General features: G+C 38.8%; 24 protein-coding genes. 23 read left to right on the top strand and 1 reads right to left on the bottom strand.

All coding sequences use genetic code 11. From position 1 onward, the window contains the following. Positions 1-88: 88 nt before the first annotated feature. The 11 genes from ACN6MT_RS03920 (at position 89) to rsmI (ending at position 10,816) form a co-directional block, all read left to right on the top strand. Positions 89-1,858 (top strand): sensor histidine kinase, encoded by a 1,770-nt coding sequence (locus tag ACN6MT_RS03920; protein ID WP_419954834.1) that lies wholly within the window; start codon positions 89-91, stop codon positions 1,856-1,858. Then, a complete protein-coding gene (locus ACN6MT_RS03915; RefSeq protein WP_419954833.1) occupies positions 1,824-2,618 on the top strand; it encodes a response regulator transcription factor in 795 nt (264 codons plus the stop codon). Before ACN6MT_RS03920 ends, ACN6MT_RS03915 begins: the two co-directional genes overlap by 35 nt. Positions 2,619-2,722: 104 nt before the next feature. Beyond that, positions 2,723-4,042 (top strand): extracellular solute-binding protein, encoded by a 1,320-nt coding sequence (locus ACN6MT_RS03910; RefSeq protein ID WP_419956373.1) that lies wholly within the window; start codon positions 2,723-2,725, stop codon positions 4,040-4,042. 88 nt (positions 4,043-4,130) lie between these two features. Then, positions 4,131-5,006: a carbohydrate ABC transporter permease gene (locus ACN6MT_RS03905; RefSeq protein WP_034675517.1), complete on the top strand. Its 876-nt coding sequence runs from the start codon at positions 4,131-4,133 to the stop codon at positions 5,004-5,006. Positions 5,007-5,024: 18 nt separating this feature from the next. Continuing rightward, positions 5,025-5,924: a carbohydrate ABC transporter permease gene (locus ACN6MT_RS03900; protein ID WP_034675514.1), complete on the top strand. Its 900-nt coding sequence runs from the start codon at positions 5,025-5,027 to the stop codon at positions 5,922-5,924. 548 nt (positions 5,925-6,472) lie between these two features. Continuing rightward, the gene (locus ACN6MT_RS03895; protein WP_063254903.1) at positions 6,473-6,802 is read left to right on the top strand and encodes a cyclic-di-AMP receptor; all 330 of its coding nucleotides are present in this window, start codon (positions 6,473-6,475) and stop codon (positions 6,800-6,802) included. A gap of 101 nt (positions 6,803-6,903) precedes the next feature. Beyond that, positions 6,904-7,911, top strand: coding sequence for a DNA polymerase III subunit delta' (holB, locus tag ACN6MT_RS03890; RefSeq protein ID WP_419954832.1), 1,008 nt, complete (start codon positions 6,904-6,906; stop codon positions 7,909-7,911). After that, entirely contained in the window at positions 7,904-8,731 is an 828-nt protein-coding gene (locus ACN6MT_RS03885) for a PSP1 domain-containing protein (RefSeq protein ID WP_419954831.1), read from the top strand. Before holB ends, ACN6MT_RS03885 begins: the two co-directional genes overlap by 8 nt. A 12-nt stretch (positions 8,732-8,743) precedes the next feature. Next, positions 8,744-9,115 (top strand): DNA replication initiation control protein YabA, encoded by a 372-nt coding sequence (gene yabA, locus ACN6MT_RS03880; protein ID WP_063254900.1) that lies wholly within the window; start codon positions 8,744-8,746, stop codon positions 9,113-9,115. 61 nt (positions 9,116-9,176) lie between these two features. Next, on the top strand, positions 9,177-9,917 hold the full coding sequence (locus ACN6MT_RS03875) for a tRNA1(Val) (adenine(37)-N6)-methyltransferase (RefSeq protein WP_063254899.1): 741 nt from the start codon (positions 9,177-9,179) through the stop codon (positions 9,915-9,917). Positions 9,918-9,934: 17 nt separating this feature from the next. Then, complete coding sequence (rsmI, locus tag ACN6MT_RS03870; RefSeq protein ID WP_419954830.1) at positions 9,935-10,816, top strand: 16S rRNA (cytidine(1402)-2'-O)-methyltransferase; 882 nt, start codon at positions 9,935-9,937, stop codon at positions 10,814-10,816. A gap of 45 nt (positions 10,817-10,861) precedes the next feature. On the opposite strand, the gene ACN6MT_RS03865 is transcribed toward rsmI, so the two are convergent. Then, positions 10,862-11,152 (bottom strand): AbrB/MazE/SpoVT family DNA-binding domain-containing protein, encoded by a 291-nt coding sequence (locus tag ACN6MT_RS03865; protein WP_174524443.1) that lies wholly within the window; start codon positions 11,150-11,152, stop codon positions 10,862-10,864. 465 nt (positions 11,153-11,617) lie between these two features. On the opposite strand from ACN6MT_RS03865, the gene metG reads away from it, so the two are divergent. The 12 genes from metG to spoVG all read left to right on the top strand — a co-directional run bounded on the left by metG (position 11,618) and on the right by spoVG (position 23,256). After that, positions 11,618-13,585 carry a methionine--tRNA ligase gene (metG, locus tag ACN6MT_RS03860; protein WP_419954829.1) on the top strand — a complete coding sequence of 656 codons (1,968 nt, stop codon included), beginning with the start codon at positions 11,618-11,620 and terminating at the stop codon, positions 13,583-13,585. A gap of 260 nt (positions 13,586-13,845) precedes the next feature. Further along, positions 13,846-14,613: a TatD family hydrolase gene (locus tag ACN6MT_RS03855; RefSeq protein ID WP_419954828.1), complete on the top strand. Its 768-nt coding sequence runs from the start codon at positions 13,846-13,848 to the stop codon at positions 14,611-14,613. A 237-nt stretch (positions 14,614-14,850) separates the two neighbouring features. Next, positions 14,851-16,029, top strand: coding sequence for a G5 and 3D domain-containing protein (locus ACN6MT_RS03850; protein WP_063254896.1), 1,179 nt, complete (start codon positions 14,851-14,853; stop codon positions 16,027-16,029). Between the two features lie 196 nt (positions 16,030-16,225). Beyond that, positions 16,226-16,786: a ribonuclease M5 gene (rnmV, locus tag ACN6MT_RS03845; RefSeq protein WP_419954827.1), complete on the top strand. Its 561-nt coding sequence runs from the start codon at positions 16,226-16,228 to the stop codon at positions 16,784-16,786. Next, on the top strand, positions 16,779-17,657 hold the full coding sequence (gene rsmA / locus ACN6MT_RS03840) for a 16S rRNA (adenine(1518)-N(6)/adenine(1519)-N(6))-dimethyltransferase RsmA (protein WP_419954826.1): 879 nt from the start codon (positions 16,779-16,781) through the stop codon (positions 17,655-17,657). The genes rnmV and rsmA overlap by 8 nt, the downstream gene beginning before the upstream one ends. Before the next feature lie 126 nt (positions 17,658-17,783). Then, entirely contained in the window at positions 17,784-18,668 is an 885-nt protein-coding gene (gene yabG / locus ACN6MT_RS03835; protein WP_063254893.1) for a sporulation peptidase YabG, read from the top strand. Between the two features lie 204 nt (positions 18,669-18,872). After that, a complete protein-coding gene (gene veg, locus ACN6MT_RS03830; protein WP_063254892.1) occupies positions 18,873-19,136 on the top strand; it encodes a biofilm formation stimulator Veg in 264 nt (87 codons plus the stop codon). 380 nt (positions 19,137-19,516) lie between these two features. Next, on the top strand, positions 19,517-19,702 hold the full coding sequence (locus ACN6MT_RS03825; protein WP_419954825.1) for a small, acid-soluble spore protein, alpha/beta type: 186 nt from the start codon (positions 19,517-19,519) through the stop codon (positions 19,700-19,702). 671 nt (positions 19,703-20,373) lie between these two features. Then, a complete protein-coding gene (gene ispE / locus ACN6MT_RS03820) occupies positions 20,374-21,243 on the top strand; it encodes a 4-(cytidine 5'-diphospho)-2-C-methyl-D-erythritol kinase (protein WP_063254891.1) in 870 nt (289 codons plus the stop codon). Positions 21,244-21,299: 56 nt separating this feature from the next. After that, complete coding sequence (purR, locus tag ACN6MT_RS03815) at positions 21,300-22,130, top strand: pur operon repressor (RefSeq protein WP_419954824.1); 831 nt, start codon at positions 21,300-21,302, stop codon at positions 22,128-22,130. A gap of 2 nt (positions 22,131-22,132) precedes the next feature. Further along, positions 22,133-22,507 carry a RidA family protein gene (locus tag ACN6MT_RS03810; RefSeq protein WP_063254889.1) on the top strand — a complete coding sequence of 125 codons (375 nt, stop codon included), beginning with the start codon at positions 22,133-22,135 and terminating at the stop codon, positions 22,505-22,507. Positions 22,508-22,965: 458 nt separating this feature from the next. Continuing rightward, positions 22,966-23,256 (top strand): septation regulator SpoVG, encoded by a 291-nt coding sequence (gene spoVG / locus ACN6MT_RS03805; RefSeq protein ID WP_003347151.1) that lies wholly within the window; start codon positions 22,966-22,968, stop codon positions 23,254-23,256. Positions 23,257-23,393: the final 137 nt, after the last annotated feature.

Genomic DNA, 23,393 nt, shown 5'->3' with positions numbered 1-23,393 from the left:
TTACATTTTTTTGATATTTTAAAATAATATTACGGAATTCGACCAAATGCGTTATAGTAGAAAAAAACTATCTGAGAAGGGCGATCTTATGTTCTCAAGATTACACAAATGGAACTCCTTACGAAATCAAATACTAGTGGTATTTTTAGTGGTTATGCTGATTGTTCTATCTATTGTCAGCTTAATCACTTTTAATAGAGTATCAACACTCTTGAAAAATAATGCTGAAAAACAAATTCATCAGACCGCAGTAGAGGCAAATGGAAGATTAGAATCCTTATATAAACAAATTAGCACCTCATCAAAACTAGTCATGACGAATGACGCAATTCAAAGGACTTTAACAAAAGCCAATCAAGGAGAGACGATTAGTTTTGCGGAACGGCAGCAATTAGAGGGAATTGTCACCACAATGCAGGCGACTACGAATGGAATTTTTTCTTTTGAGCTTTATACCGATACGATGAATCGGTTAGTTCCTATAGACGATACGAACTTAGTTACTAGACTGGATGGAAAGTGGATCAAGCAGGCTGATAAAGCAAATGGAAGACTAGTTTGGATCGGTGATGACCCGAGTAATTCAGATAATATCCTTGCGCTAAGACGCGTTAATTTAATCAACCGAGGCTTTGAGGATGGCGGATATTTGCTCATCAGTATTTACAGGGGCTATCTGCAGTTTGCCGATCAAGATGCAACCAATATTAAAAATCAATATTCGATTTTATTAGATCAAGATGTTAAGCCGCTTTTATCAAACTTCAATGGATCGCTTGAACCGATTATAAAAAATGATGCTCCCACGATTACATTGGATAATGAGGAGTATATGGTGACGAAACAAACGTCACATGAAACTGATTGGACATTGGTAATCTTAACCCCTGTAAAGGCACTTACAGAAGGAATCACGGTTTTGCGGTCGGGGATTATCATTGCTGGTATTATCGGATTTATTATCTTTTTAATCAGTACACTCGTCCTATCGACTTTTATAACAAGACCGATTGTCAAATTGACAAAAACGATGCAGCAGGCAAGTGCAGGCTCGTTAACATTGAACCCTAGTGTTACCGCTGTTAATGAAATCAATGAGTTAAATAGTACCTATAATCAACTGGTAAAAGAAACGAACCATCTGATTAAAATGGTCTACGAAAAGGAAATAACCCGCAGTCGAAGCGAATTAAAAGCATTACAAGCACAAATTAATCCTCATTTTCTATTTAATACGTTGGATGCGCTTAAATGGTCGCTGGAAGATAAGGATGAGGATGATTTGGCGGAGCTTGTCGTGGCAATGTCGAACTTATTCCGTTATACAATCACCAAGCAAGACGATGGAGATTGGGTTTCCATTAAGGCCGAAATCAAACACATTGAAGACTATATGGAAATTATGAAAATGCGCTTCGGCGATCACTTGAAGTGGAATCTAGATATGCCATGTGAATTAGGGCAGGTTAGAATTCCTAAACTGTTGATTCAGCCATTAGTCGAAAATGCTGTACTGCATGGGGCGGGGAATACATTAAAGCCGTGTACAATTTCGGTTAGAATCCAACCTGCAAAGGACGAGGATTCCCTTGAAATAGTTGTTGAAGACGATGGCCCAGGAATGAATCAAGAAAAATTAGATTCTATTAAACAGGCGATACAATCAGGCGGTGTTATCTCAAAGGGTGGAAATGGAATGGCCATCTCGAATGTACACAAACGCCTGGAATTATATTATCAGAAAAGTGGTTTGGACATTAAAAGTGAAGAAAATAGGGGGACAAAGGTTTCTTTTGTCGTGCCTATGAAAGGGGAGGAAAACCATGTTGAATATAAAGACGATCTTAGTCGTGGATGATGAACCGAGAACCCGCCAAGGGTTGAAAAAAAACTTAGATGCATGGGCGAATGGAGATTATCAAATTATCGCTGCTTCTAATGGACAAGAGGCCATCCAATTGTTGAAGCAATATAAAGTTCATATCCTCATCACTGACATTCGGATGCCTGAAATAACCGGATTAGAATTATTAAAAATGGCAAAAGAACTTCATATTTTTCCTGTCATCATAGTGATATCTGCGTACTCTGAGTTTGAGTATGCTCAGGAGGCCCTCCGTTTAGGGGTTATCAATTACCTCCTAAAACCAATTAGCAAAAAGGCATTGATAGAGTCGATAGAAGAAGCACTTAAAGAGGTTGAGAAAAAAGAACGTGCCGGCTTAATAGAAAAAGTAGTGGATACGAAACTAGTTGAAGCAAACACTCAAAATCCATCGAATCGTGAACCAATCAGAGCAGCCGTTGACTATATCAACAATAATCTAAAAAATGAGTTAACCCAGAAGGAAGTGGCTGACCACGTCCATTTAAATCCAAGCTATCTAAGTTCACTTTTTAAAGAACATGTAAAGCTAACTTTTAGTGAATATGTAACCCGCAGGAGAATACAGCGGGCAAAGGAACTGTTGATAACGACAAATCTTCCTATTAACGATATTGCTGAAGAATCCGGCTATAAAACGGCTAAGTATTTTATAAAAATCTTTAAAGAATTAGAAGGACTCACCCCAAGTGCTTACCGAAAAAGTAATAATGAAAGGGCTTTCCAAAAATAGTAGTATTTTTCCTAATCGTTGTGACCTATTTTTCAGAACTCTCTGAATGTAAGATATAAATGTAAGCGAAATCATAGAAAAGGTCATAGGGGGAATCAACATTGTTGAATAAAAAAACAGTTGCAATCTTCATGTCAGTCCTCATGCTGCTCTCACTAGTACTTGCAGGTTGTTCTTCTTCAAGTGCTTCAGAAGAAAGTAGTGCAGATGGTAAAAAGGTTATTAAATTTATGCATTTGTGGCCGGAAGGCAGCTCGAATGCTCAGTTCACCATTGTTAAAGATGTTATTACTGAGTATGAGAAAGAGCATAAAGATATAAAAATCGAAACTGAAATCTTAAACCCAGATCAATACCGTGAAAAGCTAAAAGTATTAGCTTCTTCTAACGAACTTCCTGATATCGGAATGACTTGGTCAGATGGTTTCATTCAGCCATACGTTGAAGGTGACATGTTAGCTCCACTTGACGATGTCGTTGAAAACAATCCAGATCTTAAAGACGCTTTCATCCCTGGTGTAAAAGAATCTTACGCAGTAGATGGCAAGACATATGGTCTTCCACTTGAGTTAAATATTTCTTACGTATTCTACAACAAAGAAATTTTTGAAAAATACGGTCTTGAAGCTCCAAAGACTTTCTCAGAGTATAAAAAGGTGGTAAAAACATTAGCTGACAATGGCGTTGTTCCTGCAACTGTAGGTGCGAAAGACGGCTGGCCAGCATCATTCTGGTTCATGTACCTTGCTGATCGTATCGGCGGTTCTACAATCCTAACAGATGTTATTAAAGGCAAAGCAAAAATGGACGATCCCGCGATTGTAAAAGCGGCTGAAGAAATTCAAAACTTAGTGGACATGGGCGGATTCGTTAAAGGTGCAAGTGCATTATCTAACGACGATGCAAAAGGTTACTTCATGAACGAACAAGCAGCTATGTTCTTAACGGCAACATGGGAATTACCAAACTACACAACAAGCCCAGATGTAACACAAGAATTCAAAGATAAAATCGGCTATTTCAAATTCCCGACTTATGAAGGCGGAAAAGGAACAGAAATTAACAGCTATGTTGGTGGACCTGGTGTTGGTTTATTCGTAGCAAAAGATTCTAAGGTTCAAAAAGAGGCAAAAGATTTCGTTGGCTATCTTGTGAAGAGATGGGGAGAAAAATCAGTTGTTGATGCTGGCGTAATTCCAGCAACAAAAGTGGACACAGCGAGCCTTGATCTTGCTCCAATGTACATTGAAATCTTAAAGGATTTGGGTGAAGCGTCAAACGTTACTACTTACTTTGACACTCAATCCAGCCCGGCAGTATCTGAATTACACCATGATTTAGTAACGGCTCTATTCGGCAAACAGGTAACACCGAAAGATTTCGTAAAACAACATGCAGATGAACTTGCGGCAGAGAAAAAGTAAACGGCCTAATTAAATCTTAGTGTAGAGGGCATACAGGATATGCCCTCTTCCTTTTAACCGTTTTTCGAAAAAGAAGGGAGTATATGAAATGAAAAGTGTAATGTCTAACAAATGGGTAATCAGCCTCTACGTACTTCCATCGTTACTACTTATTCTTCTATTAATCTATATTCCAATTGTCCTGACAGGTTATTACGGGTTAATGGACTGGAACGGCATCGGCAAAATGAAGTTCATCGGTTTAGAGAATTACATTGAATTACTAAAGGACACAAAATTTTGGCAAAGTGCATGGCATTCCCTATTACTCGGTCTTTTTTCCACTTTGAGCTTGGTTGGATATTTAATTTTATCCTTAATTTTAGCAAGTAAGATTAAGGGAGCTAACTTTTTAAGAAAGATCTACTTAATCCCGATGTTATTATCTTCTGTAGCGATTGGACAGCTGTGGGCGAAAATTTTCGATCCATCGAACGGAATGCTTAACAGATTGCTAGTGTTGGTTGGCGTTGACAATCCTCCGCTATGGTTAGCGGATTCGAATATCGTATTATATGCCCTGTTCTTTCCAATCGTTTGGCAATATGCAGGCTTCTACATCATCATTTTCTATGCAGCATTAAAAAATGTTCCAGAAGAACTGATTGAAGCGGCTAAAATTGACGGTGCCACTCCCATTCAGATTTCGTATAAAATCAAGGTTCCCCTCATTGCAGGTGTCATCAAAGTCATGGTCATTCTGGCAATTGTCGGTTCATTAAAATACTTTGACTTGATTTTCGTCTTAACAGGCGGTGGACCTAACGGCGCATCTGAGGTTATGGCCTCTTACATGTATAAAGAAGCATTCAGCAAATATAACTTTGGTTACGGCAGTGCCATCGGATTCGGCTTATTGATCATTTGTATTGTAGCAACATGGATCATTCAAAAATTACTCAATACAAAAGATGTTGACTATTAAAAAAGGGGAGTGAAAAGGATGAGTAAGGTTGCAGTTGAAACACGTAAAACGACCCTATCTGCTCCAGCTTCTTATAAATCTAGTAAAACTCTAGGAAACAGAATTGGATACGGAATATTATATGCTGTTCTTGGGATTATTGCAGTAGTTCAGGTTTATCCGTTAATATGGTTAGCTATGTTTTCTTTAAAAACGAATCAAGAAGTTTTCGGCATGTCTCCATTTGCCCTTCCACAAGACCCACAGTGGGGAAACTATGCGAAGGCTTGGACAACAGGTCACATCGATGTTTACTTTTTTAACAGTGTCTTGTACACGGTTTCAGCTGTTGTGCTGACGGTTATCCTTGCCAGCTTTGTAACGTTTGCGATTACAAGAATGGAATGGAAGTTAAGTGGATTAGTTCTTGGTTTATTTATGGCCGGATATATGATTCCGCTTCATTCAACTTTAATTCCATTGTTCAATTTCTTTAAAACGGCAAATATGATTGATAATCCAATGTCTGTTATCTTATCGTATGTCGCATTTAATTTACCCATCACGATTATGATTCTATCAGGATTTTATAAAACCATTCCAAGGGAGATTGAAGAAGCGGCGGTGGTTGATGGCTGTTCCGTCCACCGGATATTCTTCCAAATCACACTTCCAATGACAGTACCGGTACTTTCCACCACTGTTATTATCAACATGATCTATAACTGGAACGAATTCGTTTTTGTTAACACATTCTTGAGCTCTGACAAATGGAAAACCATTACTGTCGGGGTAAACAACTTTGTAGGACAGTATTTGACCGATTGGGGAGCAATTGGTGCCACATTGATGATTAGTATTATCCCAGTATTGATCGCTTACTTTATTTTAAGTGATCGTATTGTTGAAGGAATTGCAGCAGGGTCTGTAAAAGGTTAATGATGAATAAAGCTGACTGAAAATAGTGTGAGGTTCTTTTTTGGGGGTTGCATTCTTATAAAAGAACACAAGAATTGACGTATGAATTGGCATACGTCTTTTTCTTTATTTATCAAGCCGGTTGGAGGACCAGGTTAAGCACCTCAGCTGATAAATAGTCGGAGAAATTCCGCATATTTTAGAATTTGTATTAAAAAAGGCTTAAATAGTCGGAGAGATTCCGCCTATTGACCAAAAAAATACAAAAATAGGAGAGTTTTCTTTGATTAAGCGGAAACCCTCTGCTTATATACCCCGAAAAGAGCCTCATTCTGCATTTAACCGGAATATCTCCGCCTGTTTTACTTTTGCTGGTTTCCATGAGGATTTACCAATAACGATGCCAATACGACTGCCATTACAGCAATTAGGCAAGTTACTTCGACCGCCCAGAATAAAATTTCAGACAACTTTCCAAAACAACCTATGTCGAATATCAATGTAACAGGGACAAATACCTGTTATAATATAGGAAAGATAAATGAATGTTGACGAAGGGGTTGGTAGAGATGAAACTTATCATCGCTGTTGTTCAGGACCAGGATAGCAATCGATTATCAAAAGCATTGGTTGATAATAATTTTAGAGCGACAAAGCTGGCAACTACAGGCGGCTTTTTGAAATCTGGCAACACCACCTTTATGATTGGAACAGAAGATATTCGTGTAGATCGTGCCTTGCAAATCATAAAAGATAACTGTAAATCAAGGGATCAATTAGTGGCACCCGTTTCTCCTATGGGAGGAAATGCGGACTCTTTTGTACCTTATCCAGTTGAAGTTGAGGTCGGCGGTGCTACTGTCTTTGTACTTCCAATCGAACAATTTATGCATTTTTAAATCTATGGCTGTGTTAAAGCTAAAATGTTGATTAGATTGGTTATCAACGGGCAAAAAAAGTAACACAGCCAATCAATAATAAAAGTAAGTGGGTGATGAACGTGGTGAAAACATGGGACCAACTAGAAGATCTTCAGCCGGCCGTGCTAAAAATGTTAAAGAACAGTTTGTTGAAGAATCGTGTCGCCCACGCCTATTTATTTGAGGGAATCAGAGGGACTGGAAAAAAGGAAATTGCCTTATTAATTACAAAAGCTTTATTTTGTGATTCTTTAATAGAAGGCTATAAACCATGTGAAGCCTGTCATAATTGCCGCCGTATCAACAGCGGTAATCACCCAGATGTTCATAAGGTTGAGCCTGATGGGTTATCGATTAAGAAACAACAAATTCAAGATCTCCAAGAGGAGTTCTCAAAAAAAGGTGTGGAATCACAAAGAAAGGTTTATATGATTAGTGACGCTGATAAAATGAGTGTTAGTGCGGCAAATAGTTTGCTTAAGTTTCTTGAGGAACCAAACTCACAAACTACAGCCTTTCTTTTATCAGAGCAGCCGCAACAGCTATTACCGACCATTCTTTCGCGCTGCCAAATATTATCATTTAAACCATTACCTCTGCATGCGATGATTCAACAATTAACTGAAAATGGCGTTAATCCAATGAAAGCACCATTATTAGCTCAGTTGACAAATAGCCTGGACGAGGCGTATGAGTTAAATGGTGATGATTGGTTTGCACAAGCTCAAAAGATAGTGGTAAAATTATATGAGGTGTTGAGAAAAAATCCTTTAGAAGCTATGGTAACTCTTCAAGGGGAATGGTTTTCACACTTTAGAGAGAAAGAACAGATTAATCGTGGTTTAGATCTTTTACTTCTTATTTTTAAGGATTTATTATATATACAATTAGATAAACAGGAGCAAATCGTCTTTAAAGCTGAAAGTGACCGGTTGAGACAGTATGCTCTTGAAACATCCGGACGGCGGTTATCGGATCAAATGTCGGCTATTCTCGAGGCAAAAAGGAAGCTTGCGGCTAATATGAATCCGCAGCTAATGATGGAAGAGCTTGTGTTGAATTTGCAGGAGGGATCTTCATTTGTATGATGTTGTAGGAGTACGCTTTAAAAAAGCGGGTAAAATCTATTATTTTGATCCTGGAGACCTCTCAATTCAGAAGGACGACTTCGTCATTGTCGAAACTGTGCGCGGTGTAGAATACGGAAGGGCCGTTGTTCCTCGTAAACAGGTTGAAGAGCATGACGTTGTTTTACCCTTAAAAAAGGTAGTGAGAATTGCAGATCACAAAGATCGAATGATCGTTGAAGAAAATAAACAAGCTGCCCAGGAAGCATATGATGTTTGTAATGAAAAAGTAAATGGACACCAATTAGATATGAAGCTAGTGGATGTTGAATATACATTTGACCGAAATAAGATAATTTTCTATTTTACTGCTGACGGAAGAGTAGATTTTCGTGAGTTAGTAAAAGATTTAGCGTCTATTTTTCGGACAAGAATTGAATTACGCCAAATCGGTGTTCGGGATGAAGCGAAAATGCTTGGAGGAATTGGTCCATGTGGAAGGATGCTGTGTTGTTCCACGTTCTTAGGTGATTTTGACCCTGTATCCATTAAGATGGCAAAAGACCAAAATCTCTCATTGAATCCTACTAAGATATCCGGTTTATGCGGTAGGCTTATGTGCTGTTTAAAATATGAAAATGATGAATACGAAGCTGCTAAAGAACAACTGCCTGATTTGGGCGAGATGATTGAAACTCCTCAAGGTCGAGGAAAAGTGGTAGGATTAAATATATTAGAGCGGGTACTTCAGGTGGAAATAAAGGAACAGGATCGAGTTCTGGAGTATACATTGGACGAAATCATTAAAGAGGGTGCCTTGTCTATACAATCCACAGATTAAGAGGTGTGCGACGTGGATAAAAAAGAGATATTTGAATCAGTAAGTAATATGGAAACACAAATTGGCCATCTTTACCAACAACTCGGGGAATTAAAGCAGCATTTAGCCGAAATACTAGAAGAGAATCATTATTTAAAGCTAGAAAATGAACATCTAAGACGCCGTTTAGATGTAACCACGGAAAAAGAAAAAAAGGATGAGAAAGTTAAAAAAGGGACAACCTCCCGTGTGTCTGCCGGAGACCGGACTTTAGATATCGGAGAAGGCTATGATAATCTTGCTCGTCTATACCAAGAAGGATTTCATATTTGTAACCTTCATTTTGGAAGTTTACGTAAGGAAGGCGATTGCTTATTTTGTCTCTCCTTTCTTAATAAGAAATAACATGAAGAGGTTGACACAGGTCAGCCTCATTTTTTTACATATTATTTAGAGGTGTGTAGTTATGGTTTTGTTAAAGGGTGATGAGCGGCTTGATTATTTGCTTGCCGAAAATCTAAGGATTATCCAAAGTCCTTCAGTTTTTGCTTTTTCGTTAGATGCGGTTTTACTCGCTCGATTTGTGTATGTCCCGATACAAAAAGGGAATATCATTGATCTTTGTAGTGGAAATGGTGTGATTCCATTATTTTTAAGTGCCCGTACAAAGGGGAATATTGCTGGTGTAGAGATACAAGAGCGTCTTTATGACATGGCAGTAAGAAGTATTGAATATAACCATCTTCAGGAACGCCTGCAGATGATTCATGGAGATATAAAAGAAATGCCTAAACAATTAGGCTATGGAAAATATGATGTAGTCACCTGCAATCCACCTTATTTTACAACAGCTTCAAAAGAGGAAATAAATCCGAATGAGCATCTGGCTATTGCTCGTCATGAGATTCTATGTACTCTTGAAGATGCGGTAAAGGCCTCAAGTCAGCTGGTGAGACAAGGCGGAAAGGTGGCATTTGTCCATCGGCCAGGAAGGCTGATGGATATCATTTCGCTTATGCGGCAGTATCGCCTTGAACCTAAGCGCATTCAGTTTGTTTATCCGAAGCAAGGGAAAGAGGCAAATACATTATTAATTGAAGCAATTAAAGATGGCAGTCCGGATTTAAAAATACTTCCTCCCTTATTTGTTTACAATGAAGAAGGGGAATACACAGCTGATATAAGGAAGATTTTATATGGTGAATAATGAAATGGGTGATGAATGTGTGGCAGCAAAAGAGCTTTGAAAATGAGGCACAAAAGGGAATACTTTATCTAGTTCCAACTCCAATTGGCAACCTTGAGGACATGAGTTTTCGTGCTGTTCGGATTTTAAAGGAAGCAGATTTGATTGCAGCAGAGGATACAAGAAATACAAAGAAATTATGTAATTACTTTGAAATTCAAACGCCAGTTGTCAGCTATCATGAGCATAATAAGGAATCAAGTGGCGAGAAGCTTATTCATAAGATCAAAGAAGGCATGAAAATTGCTTTGGTGAGTGATGCTGGTATGCCGGCAATTTCAGACCCAGGATATGAGCTCGTAGAGGCTGCAATAAGTGAAAAGGTAACCGTAGTACCCCTGCCAGGAGCTAATGCAGCCCTACCAGCATTAATTGCCTCAGGGCTTACCTGTCAGCCTTTCTATTTCTATGGATTCTTAAACCGAAGCAAAAAGGAAAAGAAAACAGAGTTAGAGAGTTTAAAGAAACAAACAGGAACACTTATTTTCTACGAATCGCCACATCGACTGAAAGAAACCTTAACGAGTATGTATGATATCCTAGGGGATCGTAAGGCGGCGATTTGTCGTGAATTAACTAAGAAATTTGAGGAATTTATAAGAGGAAACTTATCTGAAGTAGTGGAATGGGCACATCAGGATGAAATTCGCGGTGAATTTTGCTTGATAATTGATGGTGCCGACGAAAGCAAACTAAAGGAAGAAGAAAGTTCCTGGTGGGAAACTCTGTCGATTGAAGAACATGTAGATCACTACATAAGTGTAAAAGAGATTCCTTCTAAAGAGGCGATTAAACAAACAGCGAAGGACCGCGGCATTAACAAACGTGAGGTATATCAAGCATACCATATTGACCAATAATCATTAAAAAAAGCTTCTCCCGCTGCAGGAGAAGCTTCATTTATATTATTTCACCAATTCAAATTGGCTTTTGATTTCATTTACTAACTGTTCTGCACCTTCACGGCTAAGGATTAACTTTCCGCCAGCAAGTGCTAAGTTATCATCAGAAACTTCACCTGTTACTTGGCAAGTCATATTAGGCTTGTATTTCTTTAAGATAATGCGCTCGTCATCAACATAAATTTCGAGTGCGTCTTTTTCAGCAATACCAAGTGTTCTTCTTAATTCGATAGGAATTACTACACGACCTAATTCATCAACTTTACGGACAATACCTGTAGATTTCATTTTAATAGCTCCTCTCATATTAAACCTATGAATTTCTATTTCTATTTATTCGTCATTATTCGACATATTTTTTATAAACTTATAATACCAGCGATTCCATTTTCCGTCAATTACTTTAAAGTAAAAAATAATGGAAAATATTATCAATTCATAGAATTGTTGATATATCAATGTATAATGAATGATCATTCAAGTTTACAGGTTTTTTACCATTATTATGTGATTAAATTAAATTCGTATTTACTTTGTAAAATTCGACAAAAAACAACAATAATCTTCTATATAAGTTTCGACAGCAGTTTTATTTTTTTGGGGGGAGATGGAAAAATGATAAAATAAATCTATTGCATATGTTTGGGCTTTATTGCACATTTATTGATTTTTGGGTATATTTTGATGATATAGAAGGACGAAAAAAGGTAATAATGTTTTAATAGAAATGTTGAGTGTTTACTATTAGGAGGGTATCAAATGCAAGAAAAACAAAAAACCTTTTATCTCACCACTCCGATTTATTATCCGAGCGGAAATTTACATATTGGCCATGCTTATACTACTGTAGCCGGAGACGCAATGGCACGCTATAAAAGGATGCGCGGCTTTGATGTTATGTACTTAACAGGAACAGATGAGCACGGGCAAAAAATTCAGCGTAAAGCTGAGGAAAAAGGGATATCCCCACAGCAGTATGTGGATGAAATTGTGGATGGAATTAAAGATTTATGGAGAAAGCTTGATATCTCTTATGACGACTTTATCCGAACAACGGAAGAGAGACATAAGCAAGTTGTCGAAAAGATTTTTGCTAGACTGCTTGAACAAGGTGATATTTACTTGGACAAGTATGAAGGCTGGTATTGTACTCCGTGTGAATCTTTTTATACTGATCGCCAATTAGTGGAAGGAAATTGCCCTGACTGCGGCAGAGGTGTAGAAATCGTTAAAGAAGAATCCTACTTTTTTAAAATGAGTAAATATGTCGATCGACTGTTACAATACTATGAAGAAAATCCGGAGTTTATCCAGCCAGAATCACGAAAAAATGAAATGATTAATAACTTTATCAAACCTGGTTTAGAGGATTTAGCTGTTTCAAGAACAACCTTTGATTGGGGAGTAAAAGTCCCTGGGGATCCAAAACACGTCATTTATGTTTGGATTGACGCATTATCTAATTACATTACAGCGCTTGGCTATGGAACAGATAATGAAAATAAATATTTGAAATACTGGCCAGCAGATGTTCATCTTGTTGGGAAAGAAATTGTTCGTTTCCACACCATTTATTGGCCAATTATGTTAATGGCTTTGGATCTTCCACTTCCTAAAAAGGTTTTTGCACATGGCTGGCTTTTAATGAAAGATGGAAAAATGTCTAAATCAAAAGGCAATGTTGTGGATCCTGTTACATTAATTGATCGTTATGGTCTTGACGCGCTTCGATATTATTTATTAAGAGAAGTGCCATTTGGGGCAGATGGTGTATTTACACCAGAGGGATTTGTTGAAAGAATTAATTTCGATTTAGCAAATGACCTAGGCAATCTGTTAAACCGTACAGTAGCGATGATTGATAAATACTTTGATGGTGTGATTCCTGCTTATTCTGGCTCAACGGGTGAATTTGATGCGGCGCTGCTTCAGGTCAATCGTGAAACGGTTGCTAAATATGAAGAGGCCATGGAGAAGATGGAATTTTCCGTTGCGCTAACATCCATATGGCAATTGGTGAGTCGTACCAATAAATATATTGATGAAACACAGCCATGGGCATTGGCAAAATCAGAAGAAAATAAGGATGAGCTGGCTAGTGTAATGGTGCACTTAGCTGAAACATTAAGAAGAACAGCAGTTTTGCTGCAGCCATTCTTAACAGTGACACCGAATGGTATGTTTGAACAACTGGGCATTAACCATGAGGAACTTAAGACATGGGATAGTTTAACTGGCTTCGGCGCTATTCCAAAACGTACGAAGGTTTTAAAAGGAAATCCTTTATTCCCGCGTCTTGAAATTGCAGAGGAAGTTGAATTTATCCGTGCTAAAATGGGAGGTTCAGCTCCAGTCGTTGAAGAGAAACAAGAAGAAAAACAAGTAGAAAAGCCAGAAGAAATAGCTGAAATTGCAATAGATGATTTCATGAAAATAGATTTACGTGTAGCAGAAGTCGTTCAGGCTGAACATATTAAAAAAGCTGATAAGCTGTTAAAACTTCAGTTGGACTTAGGCTATGAAAAACGTCAAGTGGTCTCAGGCATTGCCCAGTATTATAAACCAGAGGAGTTAGTTGGTAGAAAAGTAATTTGTATAACAAACCTTAAGCCGGTGAAACTACGTGGAGAATTATCACAAGGAATGATCTTAGCGGGATCGAAGGATGGAGCCTTGTCGCTTGCCACCGTTGACCAAACCTTACCAAACGGTTCGAAGGTAAAGTAGATAAACATTCAGAAGAGCCTTTATAGGCTCTTTTAATTTGAGAAATGTCTAGCTGCAGCGCCTAGGGGCTCGGGTCATAAGCCAATCCGTCAAGAAGGTTAAAGAACAACCTTCTCGCCGGCTCGCCTTATGCCTGTCGCCCCTGTGCAAGGCGCTTCCGCTTTGAATTGTTCCACGTGAAACAAATTTCGTGGCATTTCCATTTTTTCTTTATTGGTTCGACATAATAAGTAATGTAATTCTACAAAGGAGTTTTATTTATGTTATTTGATACGCATGTACATTTAAATGCTGAACAATATGAGGACGACCTCGAGGAAGTTATTCAAAGGGCCCAGGAAGCAGGGGTATCTCATATGGTATGTGTAGGCTTTGATAGACCGACGATTAATAAAGCGATGGAGCTTACTGAAAAATACGAGTTTATCTATGCCTGTATAGGCTGGCATCCGGTTGATGCTATTGATATGACAGATGAGGATTTGATTTGGATCGAAGAACTAGCTGGACATCCAAAAGTAGTCGCAATCGGAGAAATGGGACTAGATTACCATTGGGATAAATCTCCAAAGGATATCCAAAAGGAGGTATTTCGGAGGCAAATTCAGTTGGCCAAAAAGGTAAAACTTCCAATTGTGATTCATAACCGAGAAGCAACAGCTGATATCGTAGAAATTTTACAAGAAGAGGGTGCAGCTGAGGTTGGAGGAATTATGCATTGTTTTAGTGGGAGTCCTGAGGTTGCGGTAGAATGTCTAAAAATGAATTTTTATATTTCACTAGGCGGTCCTGTTACGTTTAAAAATGCCAAGAAACCCAAGGAAGTGGCAGCGGTTGTTCCGATAGAAAAACTGCTGATAGAAACCGACTGTCCGTATCTAGCACCTCATCCTTATCGCGGAAAACGTAATGAACCCGGATACGTAAAGTTAGTTGCGGAACAAATTGCCGAAATCAAAGGATTATCCTTTGAGGAAGTTGCAAACATAACCACTGCCAATGCAAAAAAAATATTCGACATAAACTGATAGACAACCTTGTCGAAGTAAATAGAAGCTTGTCCGAATTTTTTACTATAACTTAAAGTTCTACACGCCTTCTTTTTCTCATAGGATAACCGTGTCGAGAAGTTTTCCTTTGCAAATTTCCCAACTATATGCATAATAGGAAATACGTTCACAACATATGCAAGGGTTGACAGCCGACAGCATGTTTCTCAATAATCTCTCCGAGAGAAGGAGGCGTTTTTCATCGTATTCAAAAACATGAAAAACCTGTTTTCCAAGTCTTCGAGTAGTAAAAGGTTGGCGATCACTTTTGCTAGTTTTGTAGTTTTAGCAGCACTTCTTGGTTTTTCATACTATGAAGGATCTAAGTATACCGTTGCACTGACTCTTAACGGACAGCAAAAAGTAATAAAGACGCATGCCAATACAGTTAAGGAAGTATTTACTCAACTGGATATACCACTCAACTCAAAAGACTACTTGTCACCTTCAGCCGATACGAAGGTCCAAGACAATCAAAAAATTGTCTGGAAACAAGCAAAACAGGTTCAAATTGTCCAAGACAACGAGAAAAAAACGATATGGACAACAGCAGGTACAGTCGCTGAGCTACTAAAAGAGCAACAAATTGTATTGAACGAACAGGATGAAATTACACCAAAACCGCAGGAAACAGTCAAAAGTAAGATGGATATTCGCATTAAATTTGCTCTTCATCTAACACTAGTTGACGGCGGGAAACAGCAACAAGTATGGTCCACTTCGGCTACGGTCGCTGACTTTTTAACACAACAGGGTATTAAACTTAATGAATTTGACCGAGTTGAACCGTCATTATCAGAGACATTGCAAAAGGATGGCGTTATTAACGTTATTCGCGTAGAAAAAGTCACCGATGTAGTGGAAGAACCAATTCAATTTGCCGTAATCACCAAGAAGGATGAGGGCTTAGAAAAGGGAAAACAAGTAACTGTTACAGAAGGTAAACAGGGAATTGTTTCGAAAGAATATGAAGTCATCTTGGAAAACGGTAAAGAAGTCTCAAGAAAAATAATTGGTGAGCAGAAACTTAGAGAAAAACTCGATAAAGTTGTGGCTGTCGGAACGAAGGAATTAGATATTCAAGTTTCCCGTGGAGCAGAAACTGGAACTGAGTTTTATGTCAATACTACTGCCTATACTGCCTATTGTAACGGCTGTTCAGGAAGAACGGCTACGGGATTTGATCTGCGTGCAAACCCGGGAGCAAAAATAATTGCAGTGGACCCGCGAGTTATTCCGCTCGGTACGAAGGTTTATGTGGAGGGCTATGGCTATGCTGTAGCTGCTGATACTGGCGGCGCTATAAAGGGACACAAGATTGATGTTTTTTTCCCAACAAAGGCGGAGGCTTTCCGCTGGGGAGTCAGAAAGGTAAAGATTAAGATATTACAATAAGCTTAACGCTGCAGAGGTTTAAATGAGCCTCTGCATTTTGCTTTTTCTCTAATATTCTTTATACTTGCATCGAATACATTAATCTAATTACTTAATAATATGAATGACTTTGTAAATATAGACGGTGGACATTACAAAAATGTTTCATTTTTTTTTCAAATTATTTTATTTTTATCATTCATGTCCGGAGGAAATAATGAAAATTAAGGAATTCATTGTGGTGGAAGGAAAAGATGATACTACCACGATTAAACGAGCAGTTGACGCAGATACAATAGAAACCAATGGATCAGCAATTAATGAGGAAACGATTGAAAAAATAAAAAGAGCACAAGCAACAAGAGGGGTTATCATTTTTACAGACCCGGATTTTCCAGGAGAAAAAATCAGGAAAACGATTGCGGAAAAAGTCCCTGGGGCAAAACATGCTTTCTTAATAAAAGAAGTCGCTGTTGCTAAAAATGGAAAAGGTCTTGGTGTGGAACATGCACCTCTAGAAGCAATAAGGAATGCATTAAGAGATGCACAAACTATGTCAGAGACGATTCAAGAGGAAATCACACAGGAAGATTTAATTATGGCTGGACTCGTTGGAGGACCAGGTTCAAAAGAACGCAGGATCATGTTGGGAAAACTTTTGAAAATTGGTTATACCAATGGGAAACAATTATATAAAAGGTTAATGATGTTCCAAATCAGCAAGCAGGAATTTGCAGAAGCTCTTGCAGTTGTCATACAGGAGGAAAAAAATGAATAAAGACATTGCTACCCCGATTCGTACACGTGCAATACTTGAAAAATACGGCTTTTCTTTTAAGAAAAGTCTAGGGCAAAACTTTTTAATAGACACAAATATCTTACATAGAATTGTTGACTTTGCTGAATTGGGGGACCAATCAGGGGCGATAGAAATTGGTCCTGGCATTGGAGCTCTGACTGAACAGCTTGCACGCCGCAGCAAAAAAGTAGTTGCATTTGAAATTGATCAAAGATTATTACCAATATTAGCGGACACTCTTTCACCATATGAAAATGTTAAAGTGATACATAATGACATTCTAGAGGCAGATGTTCAGGAAGTGATCGAGACAGAATTTACAGAGGTTGATGACCTGATGGTTGTGGCGAATCTTCCTTATTACGTGACGACTCCAATTATTATGAAGCTGTTAGAGGAACAAATCCCAATCAGAGGTATCGTCTGTATGCTCCAAAAAGAGGTCGCAGACCGCATTTCAGCTCGTCCTGGTACAAAAGAATACGGTTCACTTTCCATCGCTGTACAGTACTATACAAAGGCTGAGACGGTTATGATTGTTCCAAAAACAGTCTTCGTTCCTCAGCCAAATGTAGATTCCGCTGTTATCCGCTTAACCAGAAGGGAAGAACCAGCGGTAAGCGTCAAGGATGAAAAGTTCTTTTTTCAAGTAACACGAGCAAGTTTTGCGCAAAGGCGAAAAACGTTACTAAATAATTTAACGAGTCAACTTCCAGATGGAAAACAAAAGAAGGAAGAAATCATAAGTGCACTTAACGCTGCCGGCATTGACCCGACAAGAAGAGGAGAAACTCTATCTGTTCAGGAATTTGGGCGCCTGAGCGATGAGTTGCTTCACTATTTCCAATAGACCTTATTTAGGTCTATTTTTTTTGACTATAGCCGTCCATTCACAAAATACTGTGTAGGTGCATAGCCTATCAAAGAAAAACTTTATTTGGAAGGCCTATACGCTGGTCTAATTGGAGTGACAGCAGTGAATATAAAGATGATGGATATTGTCGGCAGACGGTCCTATAACTGTGATATTCTATTCCGAGTTATTGATATTCAAACACTAAATGGCCAGAAATTTGCAGTTCTATATGGTGAGGATATTCGCTTGATGGCAGACGCACCTTACGATGATTTAGTGGTGATTAACCCTAATGTAAGGTCCAAAATAGTACAGGAATACAGAACACTTGAAGAGCAATCCTTCCGTTTATTCGCACAGGACGTCGATTTACTAAAGCAAAGGCGGGATTATGAAGCGACCGGGGGCTATGTTCAGCCAGCCAATTATTTTCAAATGCCTGGAAGGGTGCTTCATTTGGATGGCGATTCTGATTACTTACAAAAGTGCATGACGTTATATGAAAAAATTGGTATTCCTGTTTATGGCATCCATTGTAACGAAAAGGAAATGCCACATAAAATTGGCGGTTTAATCGATCAATACCGGCCTGATATTTTAGTCATTACGGGTCATGATGCCTATTCAAAGTCGAAGGGAAAGATAACAGATATCAACGCATACCGCCACTCGAAGCACTTTGTCCAAACCGTTAAGGAAGCACGCAGGAAAATACCCCATTTAGATCAACTTGTCATTTTTGCAGGTGCCTGTCAATCACACTTTGAATCCTTGATTCATGCAGGAGCGAACTTTGCTAGTTCACCATCAAGAATCAATATCCATGCACTGGACCCTGTTTATATCGTTGCAAAAATCAGCTTCACGCCGTTTATGGAAAGTATCAATGTTTGGGATGTATTAAGAAACACACTTACTGGAGAAAAAGGTCTCGGAGGAATTGAAACGAAAGGGGTCTTACGAACAGGAATGCCTTATAATCCTGTCCAGGAAGAAGAATCATAAGCCTTTAGAAAAAAAATAAAGGCTTATTTTTTTATATGCACATAATTAGCTCTTGTTAAGGAAATCATAATGATTGTTGAAAAATGGGAAAAAAAGTAGAAGAAAAAATATTGACAATCTTTTTGTCGGACTGATATAATTTTATGTTTTTATTTGACAGGGACTATGTCAGTGTGATATACTTTACACAGTGAGGTGGACCGAATGCCAAAAACCTTAGCCGATATCAAAAAGGCTCTTGATTCAAATTTAGGGAAAAGATTGTTGCTGAAGGCAAACGGAGGACGTAGAAAGACAATCGAACGATCAGGCGTATTAGCCGAAACGTACCCTTCGGTTTTTGTAATCGAGTTAGATCAAGAAGAGAATTCATTTGAACGAGTTTCATACAGCTATGCAGATGTACTTACTGAAACGGTTCAAATAACCTTCTATGAAGATGCAGCAGGACACATAGCTTTAAGTTAGAATATAGGGCAATTTTTTAGGGCAGAAAATCATCTGATTTTCTGCCTTTTGCTTTTTAATAAATGGCTGTGTTAAGGAAAACTGTTGGTTTAAGAACCTGTTGATTGGAGCGGAAGGCGCTCGACTCCTGCTGGATGTACGAGCTGAGTGAGACCCCGCAGGTCGGAACGACCGAGGAGGCTCACGGGCGAGCCCGCGGAAAGCGTAGCGCCTCGTGACAGGCAAAGGCGGCCTGTCACTGCGGTGATTATTCAAGGAAGCTTTCCCTAGTGGAGCGCAAATCAACAGCCTTTTTTAACACAGCATATTAAATAACTAATTGAATAATTCACTTAATACCATACTAATACTGCCGTGAGTGTAAAAAAGGGGTTGTTTAGATGGCAAGAAGAAGAGGTGTCATGTCTAGTCAGTTTAAAGAAGAACTTGCAAAAGAGCTTGGTTTTTATGATGTCGTTCAAAAAGAGGGCTGGGGCGGCATCAGAGCGAAGGACGCAGGAAACATGGTAAAAAGAGCAGTTGAACTGGCCTCAGAGCAGCTGATGAAAAACAACCGTAACCTCTAAAAGGCAGTTCATCGTTAGCATATTTTAAAGCAGCACTGCGCTTCTCAATGTTTAAACAAAACAAACACCACGGCAAAGCCAGAGGGTAGAATCCCCCTGGCTTTTAAATATGCTTTTTTTAGGGAATATCGTTGCTATCATCGATAATTGTTAAATCAAAGTTATTTTAAAGAGTATACGCAGGTCACATTCGGACAAGGCAAGCCCAAAAAAGGCTGAAGCTGTCCGAAGACAGGTCACATTCGGACAAGGCAAGCCCAAAAAAGGCTGAAGCTGTCCGAAGACAGGTCACATTCGGACAAGGCAAGCCCCAAAAAAGCTGAAGCTGTCCGAAGACTGCTCTTATTCGGACAAGGCATGCCCAAAAAAAGCTGAAGCTGTCCGAAGACAGGTCACATTCGGACAAGGCAAGCCCCAAAAAAGCTGAAGCTGTCCGAAGACAGGTCACATTCGGACAAGGCAAGCCCAAAAAAGGCTGAAGCTGTCCGAAGACAGGTCACATTCGGACAAGGCAAGCTCCAAAAAAGCTGAAGCTGTCCAAATACCTCTTCCATAAGAATAGGATTGAAATAATACAAAAAGCATTAAATATTTATAGACTTTTTTCCTATCAGGAGTTTTGTGGTAAAATAGGAAAAAATATATGAACGATAGAAGTGTAGGTGTGCATAGTGAAGCTTTTAGTAAAAGCACCAGCCAAAATTAATCTTTCCTTAGATGTTTTATATAAGCGTCCTGATGGTTTTCACGAAGTTGAGATGATCATGACGACGATTGATTTGGCGGACCGTGTTGAACTAACATTATTAGAACAGGATAAAATACATATTCTCTCCCACAACCGTTATGTTCCTGATGACCAAAGGAATTTAGCCTTTCAAGCGGCACAATTGTTAAAGGACCGATACCAAGTGAAAAAAGGGGTCCAAATTACAATTGAAAAAACAATTCCTGTGGCGGCCGGACTAGCTGGGGGCAGCAGTGATGCTGCTGCAACCCTAAGAGGCCTTAATAAGTTATGGGAACTCGGTTTAACGTTGGATGAATTAGCTGTCCTTGGCTCGGAAATAGGCTCAGATGTATCATTTTGTGTATATGGCGGCACAGCTTTAGCGAGGGGCAGAGGAGAGATGATAACTGACCTTCCTGCTCCGCCAACGTGCTGGGTTATTTTAGCAAAACCTTATATTGGGGTATCGACAGCTGAGGTCTATCGCCGGTTGGATTTAAATGGCATGCAGCACCCTCAAATTGGCGAGATGGTTAAGGCGATTCACAACAATGACTATCAAGGTGTATGTGAAAATGTCGGAAATGTCTTGGAAGATGTTACATTAAAACTCCATCCCGAGGTAGCGCAAATTAAGGAACAGATGAAGCGTTTTGGAGCGGATGCAGTATTGATGAGCGGAAGCGGACCGACAGTCTTTGGCATTGTCCAGCATGATTCAAGAATGCATCGCATCTATAATGGACTAAGAGGTTTTTGTGACCAAGTATTTGCTGTAAGGATGCTCGGTGAACGACATACTCTTGATTAAAAACGTACATTAGTGATATCCTATTATTAGAACATTCGTCTTTTTGGAGGATTGCTATGAAGTTTCGCCGCAGTGAACGATTGATCGATATGACAAGCTATTTACTTGACCATCCGCGTCAGCTGGTACCGCTTACCTTCTTTGCTGAACGTTATTCTTCTGCGAAATCTTCTATCAGTGAAGACTTAGCAATAGTGAAGGAGACATTCGAACAAAGAGGAATCGGAACGCTGCAAACTGTACCTGGTGCAGCGGGCGGGGTTAAATTTTTTGTAAGTGTAAGTGATGAAGAGGCCAGGCCGTTTGTAAGTGAGTTATGTTCGTTAATTGCCCACCCTGATAGGCTTTTGCCAGGGGGATACTTGTATTTAACAGATATTTTGGGTGACCCTTCCGTGGTCCAAAAGGCCGGCAGGATTATTGCTTCCGCCTATGTAAATACTAAAATAGATGTGGTTATGACAGTGGCTACAAAGGGGATTCCCCTTGCTTATGCTGTAGCGAGTCAGTTGAACACACCTGTTGTGATTGTAAGAAGAGATAGTAAAGTAACAGAAGGTCCAACTGTCAGTATTAACTATGTTTCTGGATCTGCAAAAAGAATACAAACCATGGTACTTTCAAAAAGAAGTTTGGCTCAAGGCTCCAGGGTCTTAGTTGTCGATGACTTTATGAAAGCAGGCGGAACGGTAATGGGAATGATCAGCTTACTAGAAGAATTTAATGCCTCCGTCGCTGGTATTGCTGTTTTGGTTGAAGCAGAAAAAATTGAAGAACGACTTGTAGATGAGTACAAATCACTAGTTAAACTGACTGATGTGGATGTAAAGGAAAAAAGGATACAAGTTACAGAAGGAAACTATTTTAAACGAAGAACGGAGGAATAAGTATGAAAGTAGTTCAAACCAACCAAGCACCTGCCGCTATTGGTCCCTATTCTCAAGGAATCATTGTAAATAATCTTTTTTATAGTTCTGGTCAAATTCCATTGACAGCAGAGGGAGTCATGACCGAGGGCGGTATTAAAGAACAAACTCATCAAGTTTTTAAAAATTTAGATGCCGTACTTACAGCCGCAGGAGCTTCGTTTGAGACAGTGATAAAGGCTACTGTGTTTATTAAAAGTATGGATGACTTTGCAGCCATTAATGAAGTGTATGGAGAATATTTCTCAACGAATAAACCAGCGCGTTCTTGTGTAGAGGTAGCAAGATTACCTAAAGATGCATTGGTAGAAATCGAAGTGATTGCGCTCGTGAAATAATCGAGCGTTTTTTTATTTTAGCTCTCAGAATGTTGATTTCACTGTGTTTGAAAAATAAACGGAAAAAGTCCATCTAAATTGGGAAAAACTCATATTTCTTTAAAAATAAAGGGAGTCTTTCCGTTTATATTAACCAAATCCTTGGATTTTGTCTTATTTAGAGCAGTTAATCGGAATATCTCCGCTTATATCCGCTTCTTAAGCTGCTTTTATATACATTAGCCGGAAATTCTCCGCCTATGAGTTTTCATTACTACACGAAAATCAACAATAATTAATAACAGGACTTTATTTTATGCTATAACCATTATATTAATATTAAAAAATCTGACTTTTGGAAATGTTCATTATTTTTTCTGAAATATTTTTAAAATATTTACTAGATTAAGAAGGATTTACTAGAAACCATGTTGAATTAATAACACTAGCTTTTTAACATAAGAAAAGGGTGTGAGCACATGGAAGTAACAGACGTAAGATTACGCCGCGTTAACACGGATGGCCGAATGAGAGCGATTGCATCAATTACATTAGACAATGAATTCGTTGTTCATGACATCCGCGTTATCGATGGAAACAATGGTTTATTTGTGGCTATGCCAAGTAAACGCACTCCAGATGGAGAATTTCGTGATATTGCGCATCCAATCAACTCTGGAACGCGTGGAAAAATTCAAGAAGCTGTCTTGGCTGAGTACCATCGCTTAGGAGAACTAGAAGTAGAATTTGAAGAAGCCGGAGCTTCCTAGAAAGTAGTATTCAACTAGAGCCTACTACAACAAGTAGTGCTCTTTTTTTAATTCCCCGTTTTTCCCCTTTTATTCTTTCTTCCGCTAATTTTTTCAAAATAACAAATTCGGACACTTTTCTTACATTCCTTGAAATG

Source organism: Neobacillus niacini, from assembly GCF_048572935.1.
GTDB lineage: Bacteria > Bacillota > Bacilli > Bacillales > Cytobacillaceae > Neobacillus > Neobacillus niacini.
This window is presented reverse-complemented; position numbering and strand designations above follow the sequence as displayed.

What these genes read in the sequence shown, in the direction of transcription:
- ACN6MT_RS03920 (WP_419954834.1), top strand. Translation starts at nt 89, where the DNA reads ATGTTCTCAAGATTACACAAATGGAACTCCTTACGAAATCAAATACTA.
- ACN6MT_RS03915 (WP_419954833.1), top strand. Translation starts at nt 1,824, where the DNA reads ATGTTGAATATAAAGACGATCTTAGTCGTGGATGATGAACCGAGAACC.
- ACN6MT_RS03905 (WP_034675517.1), top strand. Translation starts at nt 4,131, where the DNA reads ATGAAAAGTGTAATGTCTAACAAATGGGTAATCAGCCTCTACGTACTT.
- ACN6MT_RS03900 (WP_034675514.1), top strand. Translation starts at nt 5,025, where the DNA reads ATGAGTAAGGTTGCAGTTGAAACACGTAAAACGACCCTATCTGCTCCA.
- ACN6MT_RS03895 (WP_063254903.1), top strand. Translation starts at nt 6,473, where the DNA reads ATGAAACTTATCATCGCTGTTGTTCAGGACCAGGATAGCAATCGATTA.
- ACN6MT_RS03875 (WP_063254899.1), top strand. Translation starts at nt 9,177, where the DNA reads ATGGTTTTGTTAAAGGGTGATGAGCGGCTTGATTATTTGCTTGCCGAA.
- metG (WP_419954829.1), top strand. Translation starts at nt 11,618, where the DNA reads ATGCAAGAAAAACAAAAAACCTTTTATCTCACCACTCCGATTTATTAT.
- ACN6MT_RS03855 (WP_419954828.1), top strand. Translation starts at nt 13,846, where the DNA reads ATGTTATTTGATACGCATGTACATTTAAATGCTGAACAATATGAGGAC.
- ACN6MT_RS03850 (WP_063254896.1), top strand. Translation starts at nt 14,851, where the DNA reads ATGAAAAACCTGTTTTCCAAGTCTTCGAGTAGTAAAAGGTTGGCGATC.
- rnmV (WP_419954827.1), top strand. Translation starts at nt 16,226, where the DNA reads ATGAAAATTAAGGAATTCATTGTGGTGGAAGGAAAAGATGATACTACC.
- rsmA (WP_419954826.1), top strand. Translation starts at nt 16,779, where the DNA reads ATGAATAAAGACATTGCTACCCCGATTCGTACACGTGCAATACTTGAA.
- veg (WP_063254892.1), top strand. Translation starts at nt 18,873, where the DNA reads ATGCCAAAAACCTTAGCCGATATCAAAAAGGCTCTTGATTCAAATTTA.
- ACN6MT_RS03825 (WP_419954825.1), top strand. Translation starts at nt 19,517, where the DNA reads ATGGCAAGAAGAAGAGGTGTCATGTCTAGTCAGTTTAAAGAAGAACTT.
- purR (WP_419954824.1), top strand. Translation starts at nt 21,300, where the DNA reads ATGAAGTTTCGCCGCAGTGAACGATTGATCGATATGACAAGCTATTTA.
- ACN6MT_RS03810 (WP_063254889.1), top strand. Translation starts at nt 22,133, where the DNA reads ATGAAAGTAGTTCAAACCAACCAAGCACCTGCCGCTATTGGTCCCTAT.
- spoVG (WP_003347151.1), top strand. Translation starts at nt 22,966, where the DNA reads ATGGAAGTAACAGACGTAAGATTACGCCGCGTTAACACGGATGGCCGA.